The organism is Pseudomonas sp. LB-090624 (assembly GCF_003205205.1).
Taxonomy (GTDB): Bacteria; Pseudomonadota; Gammaproteobacteria; order Pseudomonadales; family Pseudomonadaceae; genus Aquipseudomonas.
In genome coordinates this window covers 97,460-113,269 of sequence record NZ_QJRL01000009.1, presented here as the reverse complement: position 1 = coordinate 113,269, position 15,810 = coordinate 97,460, and the positions used below count along the sequence as shown (strand labels likewise).

At 61.9% G+C, this 15,810-nt stretch carries 14 protein-coding genes; 13 read left to right on the top strand and 1 reads right to left on the bottom strand.

Going from position 1 to position 15,810, the window contains the following annotated elements; genetic code table 11:
- Positions 1 to 20 precede the first annotated feature (20 nt).
- Complete coding sequence (locus tag DMX11_RS11740; RefSeq protein ID WP_110744684.1) at positions 21 to 311, top strand: hypothetical protein; 291 nt, start codon at positions 21 to 23, stop codon at positions 309 to 311.
- 74 nt (positions 312 to 385) lie between these two features.
- On the opposite strand, the gene DMX11_RS11735 is transcribed toward DMX11_RS11740, so the two are convergent.
- Entirely contained in the window at positions 386 to 904 is a 519-nt protein-coding gene (locus DMX11_RS11735) for an Hcp family type VI secretion system effector (protein WP_110744683.1), read from the bottom strand.
- A 740-nt stretch (positions 905 to 1,644) separates the two neighbouring features.
- Here DMX11_RS11735 and tssA point away from each other — a divergent pair.
- From tssA to tssK, 12 genes are all read left to right on the top strand, one after another.
- Positions 1,645 to 3,207 (top strand): type VI secretion system protein TssA, encoded by a 1,563-nt coding sequence (gene tssA, locus DMX11_RS11730; RefSeq protein WP_110744682.1) that lies wholly within the window; start codon positions 1,645 to 1,647, stop codon positions 3,205 to 3,207.
- Positions 3,208 to 3,241: 34 nt separating this feature from the next.
- Positions 3,242 to 3,751: a type VI secretion system contractile sheath small subunit gene (gene tssB / locus DMX11_RS11725; protein WP_110744681.1), complete on the top strand. Its 510-nt coding sequence runs from the start codon at positions 3,242 to 3,244 to the stop codon at positions 3,749 to 3,751.
- Between the two features lie 27 nt (positions 3,752 to 3,778).
- The gene (gene tssC, locus DMX11_RS11720) at positions 3,779 to 5,251 is read left to right on the top strand and encodes a type VI secretion system contractile sheath large subunit (protein ID WP_110744680.1); all 1,473 of its coding nucleotides are present in this window, start codon (positions 3,779 to 3,781) and stop codon (positions 5,249 to 5,251) included.
- Between the two features lie 12 nt (positions 5,252 to 5,263).
- Positions 5,264 to 5,671: a type VI secretion system baseplate subunit TssE gene (gene tssE / locus DMX11_RS11715; protein WP_110744679.1), complete on the top strand. Its 408-nt coding sequence runs from the start codon at positions 5,264 to 5,266 to the stop codon at positions 5,669 to 5,671.
- Between the two features lie 72 nt (positions 5,672 to 5,743).
- Positions 5,744 to 7,531 carry a type VI secretion system baseplate subunit TssF gene (gene tssF, locus DMX11_RS11710; RefSeq protein ID WP_110744678.1) on the top strand — a complete coding sequence of 596 codons (1,788 nt, stop codon included), beginning with the start codon at positions 5,744 to 5,746 and terminating at the stop codon, positions 7,529 to 7,531.
- Positions 7,495 to 8,502, top strand: a complete 1,008-nt coding sequence (tssG, locus tag DMX11_RS11705) for a type VI secretion system baseplate subunit TssG (protein ID WP_110744677.1) — start codon at positions 7,495 to 7,497, stop codon at positions 8,500 to 8,502. The genes tssF and tssG overlap by 37 nt, the downstream gene beginning before the upstream one ends.
- A gap of 11 nt (positions 8,503 to 8,513) precedes the next feature.
- Positions 8,514 to 11,093, top strand: coding sequence for a type VI secretion system ATPase TssH (tssH, locus tag DMX11_RS11700; RefSeq protein ID WP_110744676.1), 2,580 nt, complete (start codon positions 8,514 to 8,516; stop codon positions 11,091 to 11,093).
- A gap of 10 nt (positions 11,094 to 11,103) precedes the next feature.
- On the top strand, positions 11,104 to 12,621 hold the full coding sequence (locus tag DMX11_RS11695) for a sigma-54-dependent Fis family transcriptional regulator (RefSeq protein ID WP_110744739.1): 1,518 nt from the start codon (positions 11,104 to 11,106) through the stop codon (positions 12,619 to 12,621).
- A 35-nt stretch (positions 12,622 to 12,656) separates the two neighbouring features.
- Positions 12,657 to 12,794, top strand: coding sequence for a type VI secretion protein (locus DMX11_RS11690; RefSeq protein ID WP_110744738.1), 138 nt, complete (start codon positions 12,657 to 12,659; stop codon positions 12,792 to 12,794).
- 21 nt (positions 12,795 to 12,815) lie between these two features.
- Positions 12,816 to 13,982: a type VI secretion system-associated FHA domain protein TagH gene (gene tagH, locus DMX11_RS11685; protein WP_110744675.1), complete on the top strand. Its 1,167-nt coding sequence runs from the start codon at positions 12,816 to 12,818 to the stop codon at positions 13,980 to 13,982.
- A gap of 5 nt (positions 13,983 to 13,987) precedes the next feature.
- Positions 13,988 to 14,479, top strand: coding sequence for a type VI secretion system lipoprotein TssJ (gene tssJ / locus DMX11_RS11680; protein ID WP_110744674.1), 492 nt, complete (start codon positions 13,988 to 13,990; stop codon positions 14,477 to 14,479).
- Positions 14,476 to 15,810, top strand: a complete 1,335-nt coding sequence (gene tssK, locus DMX11_RS11675) for a type VI secretion system baseplate subunit TssK (RefSeq protein WP_110744673.1) — start codon at positions 14,476 to 14,478, stop codon at positions 15,808 to 15,810. The genes tssJ and tssK overlap by 4 nt, the downstream gene beginning before the upstream one ends.

The following is a 15,810-nucleotide window of genomic DNA, read 5'->3' as shown; positions in this document are numbered from 1 at the left end:
AAACCTGGCATGGCACACAGTTGCAAAGTGAAGCGCGTTACCGCTACGACTGCCTGGGTCGGCGTATTGGCAAAGAGGTCACCCGCAACAGTCAGACCGAACGCAGTACGTTCCTCTGGCAAGGGTTGCGCCTGCTGCAAGAGCAGCAACCGCAATTGCGCAGCCTGTATCTCTACGAGCCGGACAGCTATGCCCCGCTGGCGCGCATCGACAGCGATCCCGAGCAGCCGGAACGACCCGGCAAGTGGTTGCCGTTGGTGCCCTGGATGGAGAGGGTGAGAGAACGCTGGCTTGCCTGCCTGAACATCTAATGCCGTTAAGGTCAGGTAGCGTTGAGGTGGTAAGCGCCGACGGCGCGGAGTACCGTCGGCAGGTTCACGCGTGGTTACACCGAGACCGGGGTACGCCAGTCGTCGGAGCCGGACGTGCCGGAGACCTCGTGGGTCCAGGTAATCTTGCGGTAGGTAAAGTAGACGTCTTCCAGATGGGTGAAGTGCGCCATGTTGGGGTCTTGGCAATTAGCCATGTTGGACTGCACGTCGACGATGATCGCGTCTTCGAGCTTGATGGTGTAGTAGTGCTCTTGAGTGCCGGAGGCCGAGGTGCGGAACCACTTCAGGGTGCACTCCTTCAGGCGCTCACCACTCGTCAGGGCAGTGAAGATCAGTGGTGAGGACTTATCGAACACCTTCGTGATCTTCAGTGGTTTGTGCACGCGCTGGCCGGTCGGCTGTCCGGACTGCGGGTCACGCGGAATGATCACCTGGTGGTCGAAGGCCTGCACCAGGATCTCGTCCTCATGGCCTTCCTGGAAGATGTTGCCGACCGAGTCCTGGGTGAAGGTGCCGGCGGTCATGAGGCCTTGTTTGGTGCCTTGCAGGGTCAGATACGCGGGTGTTGGCATTGCAGCTCTCCTTGCGGAATAGGTATGGATTGGCCGGGTATTTCTGTTCCGGTCACGCCAGTTCTAATCAAGTTGCATGCCATACATTAAGAAACCCAATAAAATCACGGGTTTGTTGATGTCGGACATTTTTCAGTGCGTCGGTATGATGGGATTCAGGGCGAATGTGCGCAGCTTTCTGCGCGGCAATGTGCAAGAAGTTGCGCACCGTGTCCCGGCGCCTGTCAAAAGGGTGCCTGATAGGTATCATCTTCTATTTCTTGTAAATGGTTGCGCAACTTTTTGCGCAGTTCGCTATCTGTGGATTTCCTGCTTTTAGCTCTTTGAGTGTGAGTGGGTGTTTTCTATGGTGCATATAAATAATGCGCACTCTAAGAGGTGCCAATATCTTGTAGGAAAATTCGTTGCAGCGTGTAGGACTCGCCCTTCGAGTGTGTAGGAAAGATTCTGCTACTTGACCTGAGTCGCGCGTCGAATCAATCGGTTCTATGCCTCTAGGGTGCAGGTTTCAAGGGTGATTCTGCTTGTTTTTAACGTGCTCGGACCTGTTCGAAAATACGTTGGGTGGAAAGATGTATAAATAGAGTGAGCGGTTTAAGGGCGCTTGCGTCTTGCTGGGTCACCATTTATGCTCCAATTAACTGCCCCTCTGGCGTAGCGTTCCAAGTATGCGAATCTTCATTAGCTTGTTTAATGAAGGGTTGCTCGTGGCACGCCAAAAAACCGTTAAAAGGCCGCGGATGGCGTATTCAAATAAGTTGTGCACTCGTTATCTAGAACTCGTGAAATCGCCTGTGTCTGGTGCTGCATTCGCTGGTGAGGACGTGCGCTTTTCCAACGAATTCGAGGCGCTGGAAGAAGAACTCAACAAGGACTCGGCAATGCATGATGTCGGTCGCACCGACTGGGCCAAAGTGATCGACGGCTGCGAGGTTCTGCTGCGCGACCAGACTCGTGATCTGCGCGTTTGCGTGTGGCTTATTTGGGCGCTGCATCAGCGCGAATCTTTCGTCGGACTGGTGGCCGGCTTGGGCATGTTGCGGTACCTATGCCGGCAGCACTGGGCCGAGCTGCACCCGCTGAAAGTGCGTACCCGCGCTGGCGCCTTTGTTTGGCTGATGTCGCGTCTGGAGCAGACGCTGACCGATGACGTACCGGTTAAAGAACAGCTGTTGCTGTTCCGTGCCATAGTTGAACACCTTGAGGCACTCGACGAAACGCTTGCCGCCCAGCTGGGCGATGACGCGCCGCTGATCCTGCCAATGTGCCGGCGCTTGGCCAAGATGGTCGAGCGCGGTGGCGAAGGCCAGCCTGGGCCCGGCAGCGTCGGTGCGATGTTGGCTCAGGTCAAGCACGCCGCCACCCAGTTAGTCACGCCGGGCGCAACCATCGACAATGAAAAGGATGCCCACAAGGCCTTGCGCGCCCTGCAGGACGGTGGGCGGCCGCTAGGTGCCTGGTGGCTGAAGCAGAAAGCAAGCGACCTGCGGGCGTTGCGGCTGAATCGCACTCTGGCCTGGTTGCCAATCGAAGGCTTACCTGGCCGCAACGCTGAGCAGGTCACCGCGTTGCGCGGCTTGCCCACCGACAAACTTAACGACTATCGCCAGCGCTTCGAGGCCGGCAAGTACGCTGACCTGTTGGTGGACGTCGAGGCCAGCTTAGCGCTTTCGCCGTTCTGGTTCGATGGCCAGTGTTTGGCCTGGGAATGCTTGCACGCCTTGGGCAGCGAGGCGGCTATGCGCGAGGTGGAGATAACCTTCGCGCTGTTCCTGCAACGCCTGCCAGGCATCACCGACCTGCGTTTTCACGATGGTCAGCCGTTCGCCAGCGCCGCCACCTTGAGCTGGATAAGCGCCACAGTGTTGCCGCACCTGGCAGCCCCAGTCGCCGCGCGCCTGGTTGGGCCCGATGAGCAGGAGCGTCTGCCAGCCTGGGAGCTGGCGCTGGAGACTGCCCAATCTGTATTGCGCGAGGATGGTCTGAAGGCTGCGGTTCAGCAGCTCAAACAGGGCATGCAGTCCGCTCAGGGCGGGCGGGAGCGGTTTTTTTGGCAATTTAGCCTGGCTCGGCTTTGCCACCATGCCAAGAAGTACGAACTGGCCCGTACCCAACTCGAATCCCTCGATCGCCAGCTGCATGGCGCAGGACTGGATCCCTGGGAGCCGGCGCTCGTGCTGCAGGTTCTGCAGTTGTTGCACAACTGCTGTGAACTGCTGCCGCAGAACCATGAGGTGCGCGAGCGCAAGGACGAGGTTTATCGCAGGTTGTGCCACCTTGATCTTGAGGTGGTGCTCGATTAGGCCCTCGGGCCGTAACCGCAAATGGAGAAGACCGATGGCCAAAGAAGGCTCGGTAGCACCCAAGGAACGCATCAACGTCACGTTCAAACCAGCCTTGGGTGATGCCCAGGAAGAAATCGAGTTGCCGCTCAAGCTGCTGGTGCTGGGTGATTTCACCCAGCGTGCCGACGATCGCAAGATCGAGGACCGTAAGCCAGTCAGTATTGATAAGAACAACTTCGACGATGTGCTGGCCAAGCAGAGCCTGAGCCTAACCCTCAGTGTGCCGAATCGCCTGCAGGACGACGTGGCCGAAGGCGAAGAGCTGGCGGTGGAAATCAAGGTCTGCGCCATGCAGGACTTCAACCCAGCCAACCTGGTCGAGCAGGTCCCGGAGTTGCAGAAGTTGATGGAGCTACGCGAGGCACTTGTGGCGCTCAAGGGGCCGCTGGGCAACGCCCCGGCCTTCCGCAAGGCTATCGAAGGCGTTTTGGCTGATGACGAAGCGCGCAACCGTGTGCTGGGCGAGCTCGGCATGGATGCCTCCCCCAAGCAGCACGCTTGAGCCCGGACTGTATAAGGACACTGACCCATGAGCACCGAAGTACAACAAGTAACCGAAAGCCTCGCCGAGTTCGGCATCCTCGATCAGATCATCGCCGAAACCAGTCTCACCCCGGAAGACGATGCCTACGGCATCGCCAAGCGTGGCGTCTCGGCCTTCATCGAAGAGCTGCTCAAGCCGCAGAACCAGGGCGAGCCGGTCAAAAAGGCAGTCGTCGACCGGATGATTGCCGAGATCGATGCCAAGCTCAGCCGACAGATGGACGAGATCCTGCACAGTCCCGAGTTCCAGTCACTGGAAGCTTCCTGGCGTGGTCTGAAGATGCTGGTGGACCGCACTGATTTTCGCGAGAACATCAAGCTCGAGCTGCTCAACGCCTCCAAGCGGGATTTGCTGGACGATTTCGAAGACTCTCCGGAAGTTATGCAGGGCGGCCTCTACAAACATGTGTACACCGCAGAGTACGGTCAGTTTGGCGGTCAGCCGGTGGGCGCGATCATCGCCAACTACTTCATGTCGCCCAGCGCACCTGACGTAAAACTGATGCAGTACGTTTCAAGCGTATCGTGCATGTCCCACGCGCCGTTTATCGCTGCCGCCGGCCCGAAGTTCTTTGGCCTGGAGGCTTTCACCGGTCTGCCAAACCTGAAGGATCTCAAGGATCACTTCGAGGGCCCGCACTTCGCCAAGTGGCAGAGCTTTCGTCAGTCCGAAGACTCGCGCTACATGGTTCTGACCGTGCCGCGCTTTCTGCTACGTAACCCCTACGATCCTGAAGAAAACCCGGTTAAGACCTATGCGTATCGGGAGATGGTTGCCAACAGCCACGAGCACTACCTATGGGGCAACACCGCCTTTGCGTTTGCTACCCGCCTGACCGACAGCTTCGCCAAGTTCCGCTGGTGCCCGAACATCATTGGGCCGCAGAGCGGTGGCGCGGTCGAGGACTTGCCGCTGCATCAGTTCCAGAGCATGGGCGAGATCGAGACCAAGATCCCGACCGAAGTCCTGATATCGGACCGCCGCGAGTACGAGTTGGCCGAGGAAGGTTTCATTTCCCTGACCATGCGCAAGGGCAGCGACAACGCCGCGTTTTTCTCTGCCAACTCCGTGCAGAAGCCCAAGTTCTTCGGCAACAGTGAAGAAGCCAAGAGCGCTGAGCTGAACTACAAACTCGGTACACAGCTGCCGTACATGATGATCATCAACCGCCTGGCACACTACCTGAAGGTGCTGCAGCGCGAGCAACTGGGGGCGTGGAAGGAACGCACCGACCTCGAGGATGAGTTGAACAAGTGGATCCGCCAGTACGTAGCTGACCAGGAGAACCCGAGCGCAGAAGTACGTGGCCGTCGCCCGCTGCGTGCTGCCGCCATTGCCGTCAGTGATGTCGAAGGCGAGCCGGGCTGGTACCGCGTGAGCCTGAACGTGCGCCCGCACTTCAAGTACATGGGGGCTGATTTCACCTTGTCGCTGGTCGGCAAGCTCGACAAGGCTTGATTGGAGTAGTGCATGAGCGGATACGGCAGTCTGTTCGAGCGCCTCGCTGGTGAGGCCGCCGGACGCAGCGAGTACGACCGCGAAGTCAGCGTGACCACCTCGGTGGCCAGCCACCTGAGCAAGATGCTTAGCACCCGCGCTGGCAGCGTGCAGATGCTGCCCGACTATGGGCTGCCGGACCTCAACGACATGCGTTTGAGCCTGCATGACGCCTTGGCCCAGGCCAGGGAGGCGATCCGACGCTTCATTGAAACCTACGAGCCGCGCTTGGGCAGCGTCCAAGTGGTCTCGCAGCCGCAGGGCGGCGATCCGCTCACTCTCACGTTCGCCATCGAAGGTTGGCTTGAAGTGGAGGGGATCCGCTGTGCGGTCTCCTTCACCGCCCAGCTCGATGGCAGCGGCAAGGTCAAGGTTCGATAAGGAGTTTCGACATGGGCGAACCCGCTGCATGGGGCAGTGCCCCAACCATTTCGCAACAGAGGTAATTACCCAGTGTCGTTCAACCACTACTACCAGAGCGAACTCACCGCCCTGCGCCAGTTGGGACGGCGCTTCGCCGAACGTAGCCCGGCGCTGGCGCCGTACCTGGGCCAGAGCGGGCGCGACCCGGACGTCGAGCGCCTGCTCGAAGGTTTCGCCTTTCTCACCGGGCGCCTACGCCAGAAGCTCGATGACGAGCTGCCCGAATTGACCCACTCGCTGATGCACCTGCTGTGGCCCAACTACATGCGTCCGCTGCCGTCGTTCAGCATGCTGCAGTTCGAGCCGCTGCGACAGGCCGGCCCGGCGCAGACGGTCGCGCGCGAAACCCCGGTGGAAAGCGTCCCGGTCGATGGCGTGCGTTGTCGCTTTCGCACCTGCTACGCCACTGAGGTACAGGCCCTGGACCTGGCCGCCATCGATTACGCTGTCATGGGCGACGGCGCGGTGCTGACCCTGCGCACCGAGATGAGTTGCGATGGCTTTCTCGCCGAGCTGGAACTCAAGCGCCTGCGCCTGCATTTGGCCGGCGAACGCTATATCAGCCAGATGCTCTACTTGTGCCTGCTGCGCAACCTCGAAAGCATTGAGCTGGTGCCACTGGACCAGCACGGCAAGCCGTTCTCGCGCATCAGCGCCCCCGATCTAAGCTACATCCTGGGCGGCGACAAGGTTTCTGCGGTTGGCTTTGGTGAGGAGCACGCGCTCATTCCGTACCCGCTCAACACCTTCCGCGGCTATCGTTTTCTGCAGGAATATTTCTCGTTCCAGGACAAGTTCCTGTTCGTCGACCTCGAAGGCCTGGAGGCGCTGGCGGCCATTCCCGAGACGCTGCAGGAGCAAGTGCGCGGCGTGGCAATCCGCTTCAACATCCGCAAGAGCGGCATCCAGCGCCTGCGCCCGAGCCTTGAAAATATCAAGCTGCACTGCACCCCCATCGTCAATCTGTTCCGCCACGACGCGCTGCCGATTCGCTTGGACGGCAAGCAGGACGAACACCTATTGCTGCCGGCTGAGTATGACCTGCAAAGCTGCGGCGTGTTCGCTGTGGAAGGGGTGACCGGTTGGCTGCCGGGCGGCGTGGGCTACCGCAACTATGTGCCGTTCGAGTCGTTCGAGCACGACGCCAGCTTCGATGTGAAGGAATGCAGCCCGCACTACAGCGTGCGTCAGCGTAGCTCGCTGCTGCACGAAGGCCTGGACACCTATCTGAGCTTCGGCATCCGTCAGACCCAGTCCCACGAGACACTGTCGATTGAGCTCACCTGCACCAACCAAAACCTGCCGCTGCGCCTGCGTGAGGGCGATATCTGCCTGATAGCCGAAGGTACCCCGGAATCTCTGCGCTTTCGCAATATCACCGCCGCCACCCCTAGCTATGCGCCGCCCATCGGCCGGGACTTCCTCTGGCGGCTGATCAGCAACATGTCGCTGAACTACCTGTCGCTGGCAAACGTTGAGGCGCTCAAAGTGGCCCTTGAGACCTACGACCTGCCGCGCTACTACGACCAGCATGCGGAAAAGGTCAGTAAGCGACTGCTCGGCGGCCTCAAGTCCGTGCGTCACGAGCATATCGACCGACTACACAAGGGCCTGCCGCTGCGCGGTCTGCGCACCGAGCTGACGATCGACCCGGAGGGCTACGTAGGGGAGGGCGACCTGTTTGTTTTCGCCTCGGTGCTCAACGAGTTCTTCGCACTCTACGCCAGCCTCAACTCGTTCCATGAGCTGAGAGTCAAAAGCACACAAGGAGAGGTGTACCAATGGGCACCACGCATGGGCCTACAGCCTCTGCTCTGAACGATCTGACGCGCCATATCCGCGAATATTCATTGTACCAAGCGGTGCTGTTGGTGGTCGATCGTCTGCGCGAAGACAGTCCGTGGCTCGACCAGGACGAGCTATACGAGCGCCTTGAGTTCGAAGCTAACCCGAGCTTGGGCTTCCCCGGCAGCGATGTTGACCGTGTGCAGTTTTTCCACGAGCGCGGTGAACTATGCGCGCGCTTGCGGCTGAACGTGGTTGGCCTTGTGGGCGCCAGCTCTCCATTACCCACTTTCTACGCTGAGCAGGCGATCGGTGACAGCGACGAAGGCAATGCTACCCGCCAGTTCCTCGACCTGTTCCACCACCGGTTGCAGCGCCTCATGTTGCCGATCTGGCGTAAGCATCGCTATCACGTGCGCTTCGAGGCCGGCGCCACCGACCCGTTCTCGGCGCAACTGTTCGCCCTGATCGGCCTGGGCGGCGAAACCATTCGCCAGGCCAGTGAGCTGAACTGGCGGCGCCTGCTGCCATATTTGGGCCTGCTAAGCCTGCGCGCCCATTCGGCGGCGTTGATCGAGTCGGTGCTGCGTTACTACTTCAAGCACGAGGAGCTGCTTATCGAGCAGTGCGTTGAGCGCCGTGTGGTGATCCTCGACGAGGAACGTAATCACCTAGGTTTAGCAAACAGCCTATTGGGCAACAACGCGGTGCTGGGTGAGTGCTTGCGCGATCGCGGGGGCAAGTTTCGCATCCATGTGTATCAGCTCACATGGGAGCAATTTCACGGGTTCCTGCCGGTCGGGCCCGGCTATCAGCCCTTGTGCGCACTGGTGCGTTTCACCTTGCGCGATCCCCTGGACTACGACCTGCGCCTAGTCCTCAAACACGAGGAAATTCGCGAGTTGCGCATCGGCGAAAACAACGCCTGCCGCCTCGGCTGGACCAGCTGGCTCGGACGCGAACGCGCCGACGGGGTCGTCACCCTCGGCAGCCGGATTCATTGAGGACCAATAAAATGATCAACGTCGATTTGCAACAGCTCATCAAGGCGCTGGACGCCGAAACCCGCCGCGACCTGGAAGGCTGCGCGCAGCGTTGTGCCGGTCGGGGCGGCAGCAAGATCCTCGTCGAGGACCTGCTGCTGGCCCTGCTCGAGCGCCCCGAAGGCCTGCTGGCCAAGGCCCTGCAGGATGCCGAGGTGGACGCCCAGGTACTCGCCGCGGCGCTACAGCCGTTGCCCGAGCACAGCGCTTCGCGCAATCCCGTGTTCGCCCCAGAGTTGGTGCAATGGCTCCAAGACGGTCTGATGGCCGCCAGCCTGGAACTGGGGCAGAACCAGATCGACCAGGCCGCTCTGATCCTGGCCCTGCTGCGCAATCTGGTGCGCTATGCCGGCAGCCGCTACCAGCCGTTACTGGTATGCATCGATGCTGCTCGCCTGCGCGAATATGCGCTGGCCCAGCGCCCTGAGGTCGCCCCAGGCAAAACCGCCGCCGGTGGCGAGTCGCTGCTGGCCAAGTTCACCCACAACCTCACTCAGCAGGCCCGCGATGGCAAACTTGACCCGGTGCTGTGCCGTGACGGCGCGATCCGACAGATGGTGGATATCCTCGCTCGTCGGCGCAAGAATAACCCCATCGTGGTTGGCGAGGCCGGTGTGGGCAAGACCGCGATCGTCGAAGGCTTAGCCCTGCGCATCGCCGCTGGCGAAGTACCCGAGTCGCTCAGGGGCGTCGAGGTGGTGGCCTTGGACATGGGCTCTCTGCAGGCTGGCGCCAGCATCAAGGGTGAGTTCGAGCGTCGCCTGAAGGGCCTGATCGACGAGGTCAAGGCCTCACCCAAACCGATCATCGTGTTCATCGATGAAGCCCATACCTTGATCGGCGCGGGTGGCCAAACCGGCGGCGCCGATGCCGCCAATCTGCTCAAACCGGCCCTGGCCCGTGGTGAGCTGCGCACCATAGCGGCCACCACCTGGGTCGAGTACAAGAAGTACTTCGAGAAAGACCCAGCCTTGGCCCGGCGGTTCCAGCCGGTGCAGTTGCACGAGCCCACTGTCAGCGAGGCGGTGACTATTCTGCGCGGTCTGGCGCCGGTGTACGAGAAGAGCCACGGCATCTACCTGCGTGATGACGCGGTGGTCGCTGCTGTTGAGCTGTCGGCCCGCTACCTGTCCGGCCGGCAACTACCGGACAAGGCTGTAGATGTGCTCGACACCGCCTGCGCCCGAGTGCGCATCAGCCTGGCCGCCGCCCCCGAACGCATCGAGTGCCTGCGCGCTGAACGGGCCGAGGGTGAGCGCCAGGTGCAGGCCCTGCGTCGCGATGCCGAAGCCGGCCTGCCGGTCGAACACGACGCCTTGCAAGCACTGGAAACCCGCCTGCAGCAGGCCAGCGACGAGCAACGTGCACTCCAAGCCCTGTGGCAGGAGCAGCGCAACCTGGCTGAACGCCTGCTCGACCTGCGCCAGCGCCTGGCCAACCCGCCGGGTGGCGACGAAAGCTCCGATGCCGTGCAGTGTCAAACCGAATTGCTGCAAGTGCATGGCGCGCTGACCGACGCTCAGCAGCGCGAACGCCTGGTCAGCTTTGAAGTGTGCCCGCGCCTTGTGTCGGAGGTCGTCAGCGCCTGGACCGGAGTGCCGCTGACCCAGCTGGCCCGCGAACACAATGCTAAGGTAATCAACTTCGCTGACGACCTGCGCCTGCGCATCCGTGGCCAGGAGCAGGCGGTCCTGGCCCTCGATCGCGCCATGCGCGCCACTGCTGCCGGCCTGAACAAGCCAGATGCGCCGGTGGGCGTGTTCCTGCTGGTCGGCCCCAGCGGGGTGGGCAAGACCGAAACCGCCCTGGCGCTGGCCGACCTGCTGTACGGCGGCGAGCGCTTCCTGACCACCATCAACATGTCCGAATTCCAGGAGAAACATACCGTTTCGCGCCTGATCGGCGCGCCGCCTGGCTATGTCGGTTACGGCGAGGGCGGCATGCTCACCGAGGCGGTGCGCCAGAAGCCGTATTCGGTGGTGCTACTGGACGAGGTGGAAAAAGCCGACCCTGACGTGCTTAACCTGTTCTATCAGATCTTCGACAAGGGCGTGGTCAACGATGGTGAAGGGCGCGAGATCGATTTTCGCAACACTCTGATCCTGATGACCTCGAACCTGGCCAGCGAGCGTATCAGCCAGCTCTGCGAAGACGGCCAGCGGCCCTCGGCTCAGGACCTTGAAGCGGCCATCCGCCCGGCCCTGAACAAGCACTTCAAGCCGGCCCTGCTGGCGCGCATGCGCGTGGTACCGTACTACCCGGTGGGCGGTGCAGTGCTCAACGAACTGGTGCAGATCAAGCTCGGCCGCCTGGGCGAGCGTCTGCAACGCCGCCAGTTGGGTTTCAGCCACTGCCAGGCATTGGTCGAGCACCTGGCCCAACGCTGCATTCAGAACGACAGTGGCGCGCGTCTGATCGACTACCTGATCGATTCGCACTTGCTGCCGAGCATCGCTGACCGCCTGCTGGATGCCATGGCTAGCGGTGAACGACTGACTCAGGTGCACGCAACCCTCGACGGCAACGGTGGGGTGGTTTGTGAGTTCGGTTGAGATGACCGGGCTGTTCGGCCAGATCCCTAGGCCGCTGGGCTACCCCGAGCAACTGCTGGCTGCGTTTGGCGTGCTGTCGCAAGCTGCGGAGCAGGGCGCGTTACTGGATGCCTTCGCAAGCCAGGCCTGCGCCCTGAGCGGCTGCGAGCTGGCACAGGTCTACCTGCTTGATGCTGGCCACAGTGCACTGCGCCTGGGCGCCGAGTGCCTGCGTGGCAAGCTGCGTACGGGCGATGGCGCGGTGCTGTCGGCCGACTACCGCGGCGATGAGCTGCTGCAGTTCAGCCTGTGCCAGAACCGCGTGCTGTGCCTGGACTCTCTCGGCGACGGGCTGTATTCGACCAACTTTCTTCCGGCCAGCGGCGACGCCTGGCGCAGTCTGCTGTGCGTGCCGCTGAACAATGCGGCGGGCGAGGTGGGCGGCTTGCTGATCAGCGCAAGCCCGAGGGCACTGGAACTGCAACATTTCGTCGCTTCGCTGGCACAGCTTGGTCGCTTCGTGCTCACCCAGGCTGCGCTGATGCTGCGTCTGCGCGGCAGCGCCGTGGTAGCAACTGCTCCCCCCGACAGCAACGTGTGCCCCAGCGACTACGGCCTGATCGGCACCAGCGAGGCTATGCGCAAGACCTATCGGTTGATCAGCAAGGTGCTGCACAGCACCTACACCGTGCTGCTCAACGGCGAGACCGGCACCGGTAAGGAAGTGGTAGCCCGCGCCTTACACGAATGCGGCTTGCGCCGCAGCAAAAATTTCATCGTGCAAAATTGCGCGGCGTTCCCCGAGGACCTGCTGGAGAGCGAACTGTTCGGCTACTGCAAGGGCGCCTTCACCGGCGCCGATCGCACCCGGATGGGCCTGTTCGAGGCCGCCGACGGCGGTACCTTGCTGCTCGATGAGATCGGCGACATGCCCTTGGCGCTGCAGGCCAAGCTGCTGCGGGTGCTACAGGACGGCGAGATCCGCCCACTGGGGAGCAATCAGACGCGCAAGATCGACGTGCGCATCATCGCCGCTACCCATCGCGACCTACCTGCCATGGTTGCCCAAGGGCAGTTTCGCGAAGATCTCTACTACCGCCTGGCGCAGTTCCCTATCAGCCTGCCGCCGCTGCGCGAACGCGGCGATGACCTGTATTTACTGGCTGAGCACTTCGTCGCCAAGGCCTGTAACTGCATCGGCCGCGGCCCGCTGCGCTGGTCCGAGGCCGCGCTGGCGCATTTGGCAGGCCACGGCTTCCCCGGCAACGTGCGCGAGCTCAAGGGCATGATTGAGCGCGCGGCGCTGCTGTGCGACGGCGATGAACTGCGCGCAGAGCACTTCGGAGTATGTGACGAGGCGCCGGCAGAACCGAACAACCTGCACCTGCGTGAGTACATGGAGCGTGTCGAGCGCGCCTACATGTTGGGGTGCCTGCGCCGCAACAAAGGCAACCAGACCGTCGCCGCCCTGCAGTTGGGGCTGCCGCGTCGCACCCTGTTGTACCGACTCGACCGCCTGAACATCGACCCGAGGGAGTTCAAGGCGTGATCTTCGATTACTTGATATCGCATGGGGACTTTTTGATGCCTTCACGTCCATGGCTTCTCTCCGCCGGGCTGGTGCTGCTGCTCGGCCTTGCCGGTTGCCACGGCAACTACAAGTTTAACGATGACCAATACCGGCCCCTGGGTGAACCCCAGGTGGTAAACCGCGGCCGATGACCGCAAGGAGTGCACAAACACATGGAACTCGTGCTCGAGATTCAGAACACCCGGCAACTGATTCCCCTGCATGCCCGCACCTGCCTGTTCGGCGTCGCCGGCGGAATCATCGGTCGTGCCAGCGATTGTGAGTGGATCATCCCCGATGGTAAGAAGCACCTGTCAGGACACCACGCCAAGGTCAGCTGCGAGCGGGGCACCTTCTTCCTGACTGACCTCAGTCGCAACGGCGTGTTCACCGGCTCCGGCGTGCTGTTGCCCAAGGGCGAGCCATTTCGCATCGAGCACGACAGCGTGTTCCGTCTGTGTGACTTCGAGATTCACGCACGCCTTGTGCGTGAGCCGGCGCGTTTCGACGGCGAGATCGGGCGCGCGGTGCCGGCCGGCAGCATCATCCCTGACGATGCCTTCCTCGCCCTCAACCCACTCAGCGCCTTCACGGCGTCGGCCGACAACGCCTTCGCCAGCGCTTGGCACGAGCCGGTGCAGCGCAGCGATTCTGCGCGCATCGACACTGAGAACCTGATCGTCCCGGAACTGGTGCCGGAGCCTGTGGTCGAGCGGGGCTACCAGGCCCCGGCGTTCAAAGGGGAGGCAGTGTCGGAGCAGTTCTGGGCGCGCTTCGGCGAGGCCCTTGGGGTCGATGTGCATGCCCTTGATGGACCTGCCCGCGAGGCCCTGGCGGTGAAGGCTGCGAGCTTGCTCAAGCAGAGCATCGGTGGCCTGCAGCAGAGCCTGCGCACCCGCAACGACCTGAAGAACGAGCTGCGCCTGGGCCACACCACCGCACAGCAGAGCAGCAACAACCCGCTGCGCCAAGCCGGCGACAGTGCTCAGGCCCTGCGGCTGCTGCTGCAGCCCGGGCAGGGCTGTTCCGAGCAGGTACTGGCCAGGAGCTTGCGCGACTTGCAGGCGCATCAGGTGGCGCTGCTGGCCGGTAGTCGCGCGGTGGTGCGCAGCACCCTGGAGCACTTCACCCCTAGCCAACTGACCCTGCGTTTCGAGCGTGAGCGCGGCAAGCCGCTGCTGGCCACCGCGGGTAGCCGCTGGCGCGCCTTCCAGCGCTATCACCAGGCCTTGAGCCTGGACGACGATTTTGCCGAGCGGTTGCTGGCCCGTGATTTCGCCCAGGCCTATGAAGAGCAGGTTCGCCTGATCGCCACCCTGCACAGCGAGCATGAAGGATGAACCCCATGCCTCCCCTCAAGAACTTGATCAGTGCACTGGGCCTGCTGTTGCTGGCCGGCTGTTCGGCGCTGTCGCCGTATTCGACCCAAACCAAGCTGCAGCTGAGCTTGGTTAGCAACGAGCGCCTCAACCCCGACGTCAACGGCCGTGCCTCGCCGATTGTGCTGCGACTGTATGAGCTCAAGCACCCGGTGGCGTTCGAAAACGCCGATTTCTTCAGCCTGTACGAGCGTGGCAAGGAGGTGCTGGCCCAGGACCTGGTCAACAGTGAGGAGTTGGAACTGCGTCCAGGCCAGGTCATGGACCTCAAACTCAGCGTCGCCGGTACGAGCCGCTTCGTCGGAGTGATGGCCGCCTACCGCGACATCACCGACACCCAGTGGCGCTACGTGATCACTGTGCTTCCCGAGAAGATCACCCGCATCCAGCTGGTGCTGGACCAGAACGGCATCCACGATGCCGCCGAGCCTATCGCCAAGGTGGATGACCGCACATGAACATCGACAAAGTCATCTGGCAGGAAGGCATGCTGCTGCGCCCGCAGCATTTTCAGCAAAACGATCGCTATTACGATAACCAGATGAAGTCGCGCACCCAGTTGCTGGGGCGTTACAACTGGGGCTTTCTCGGCCTGGAAATCGACCTGCAGTTCCTCGGTATGGGCAAGCTGGTGGTCAGCCAGGCCAGCGGAGTGCTGCCCGACGGCACCCTGTTCAACCTAGAGAGTAGCCGTGAACCGTTGGCTGTGGATGTGCCACCGAACATCACGAAGATCCCGGTGTACCTGGCCCTGCCGCTGGTCACCGGCGGCCATGTCGAGGCCCGCCGCCCCGACCAGCCCGATGTGCTGGCGCGTTACACCGCCTATGGCTTGGAAGTGAATGACTCCAACGCTGGCGAGGATGCCAGCAGCCAGGTCAGCTGCGCTCGCCCTGACTTTCGTCTGCTGCTGGGCGAGCAGCAGAGCGACCAGGCCTACGTCAAGCTCAAGGTGTGCGTGATCAACGACACCTCGCCCGACAGCGTGATCACCCTCGACAGCGACTTCGTGCCGAGCTTCGTCGACAGCCATTCTTCGCCATACCTGCTGTCGTGCCTGAAAGAAGTGATCAGCATCCTCGACAACCGCGGCGATATCCTCGCCGACCGTATCCACGCCAACGGCAAGGTCGGCGGCGCCGAGGTCGGCGATTTTCTCATGCTGCAGCTGATCAACCGCACCAGCCTGCTTTTGCGCCACTACATGGGCGTGGAGCAGGTGCACCCCGAAGAGCTGTACCGCACCCTGCTGACCCTGTTCGGCGACCTGTCGGCGTTTTCCAGCGACAGCAAGCGCCCGCGCAACGACAGCCGCTACGAGCACAGCGACCAGGGCGCGAGCTTCCGCAAGCTGATGGAATCGATCCGCCAGGTGCTGTCGATGGTGCTTGAACAGCACGCCATCGAGATGGCCCTGCAGGAGCGCCAGTACGGCATCTTCGTGGCCCCGTTGCATGACCATCAGCTGCTCGGTCACGCCCAGTTCGTGCTGGCGGTCAAGGCCAACTGCGACACCGAGGAGCTGCGACACCGCCTGCCCAGCCACCTCAAGGTCGGCCCGGTAGAGCAAATCCGGCAGTTGGTCAATCTGCACCTGCCGGGCATCAAGGTACGGCCTATGCCGGTGGCGCCGAGGCAGATTCCATTCCACTCGGACAAAACCTACTTCGCTCTCGATTTCAGCACCGAAGACCTGGCTAGGCTCGAACGCTCTGGCGGTTTTGCCTTCCACGTCTCCGGTGAGTTCTGCGAGCTTGAATTGAAATTCTGGGCCATAAGGAACGCATGA

Coding starts and splice junctions, on each gene's coding strand:
- DMX11_RS11735 (WP_110744683.1), bottom strand. CDS start 904: ATGCCAACACCCGCGTATCTGACCCTGCAAGGCACCAAACAAGGCCTC.
- tssA (WP_110744682.1), top strand. CDS start 1,645: ATGGCGTATTCAAATAAGTTGTGCACTCGTTATCTAGAACTCGTGAAA.
- tssB (WP_110744681.1), top strand. CDS start 3,242: ATGGCCAAAGAAGGCTCGGTAGCACCCAAGGAACGCATCAACGTCACG.
- tssC (WP_110744680.1), top strand. CDS start 3,779: ATGAGCACCGAAGTACAACAAGTAACCGAAAGCCTCGCCGAGTTCGGC.
- tssE (WP_110744679.1), top strand. CDS start 5,264: ATGAGCGGATACGGCAGTCTGTTCGAGCGCCTCGCTGGTGAGGCCGCC.
- tssG (WP_110744677.1), top strand. CDS start 7,495: ATGGGCACCACGCATGGGCCTACAGCCTCTGCTCTGAACGATCTGACG.
- tssH (WP_110744676.1), top strand. CDS start 8,514: ATGATCAACGTCGATTTGCAACAGCTCATCAAGGCGCTGGACGCCGAA.
- DMX11_RS11690 (WP_110744738.1), top strand. CDS start 12,657: ATGCCTTCACGTCCATGGCTTCTCTCCGCCGGGCTGGTGCTGCTGCTC.
- tagH (WP_110744675.1), top strand. CDS start 12,816: ATGGAACTCGTGCTCGAGATTCAGAACACCCGGCAACTGATTCCCCTG.
- tssJ (WP_110744674.1), top strand. CDS start 13,988: ATGCCTCCCCTCAAGAACTTGATCAGTGCACTGGGCCTGCTGTTGCTG.
- tssK (WP_110744673.1), top strand. CDS start 14,476: ATGAACATCGACAAAGTCATCTGGCAGGAAGGCATGCTGCTGCGCCCG.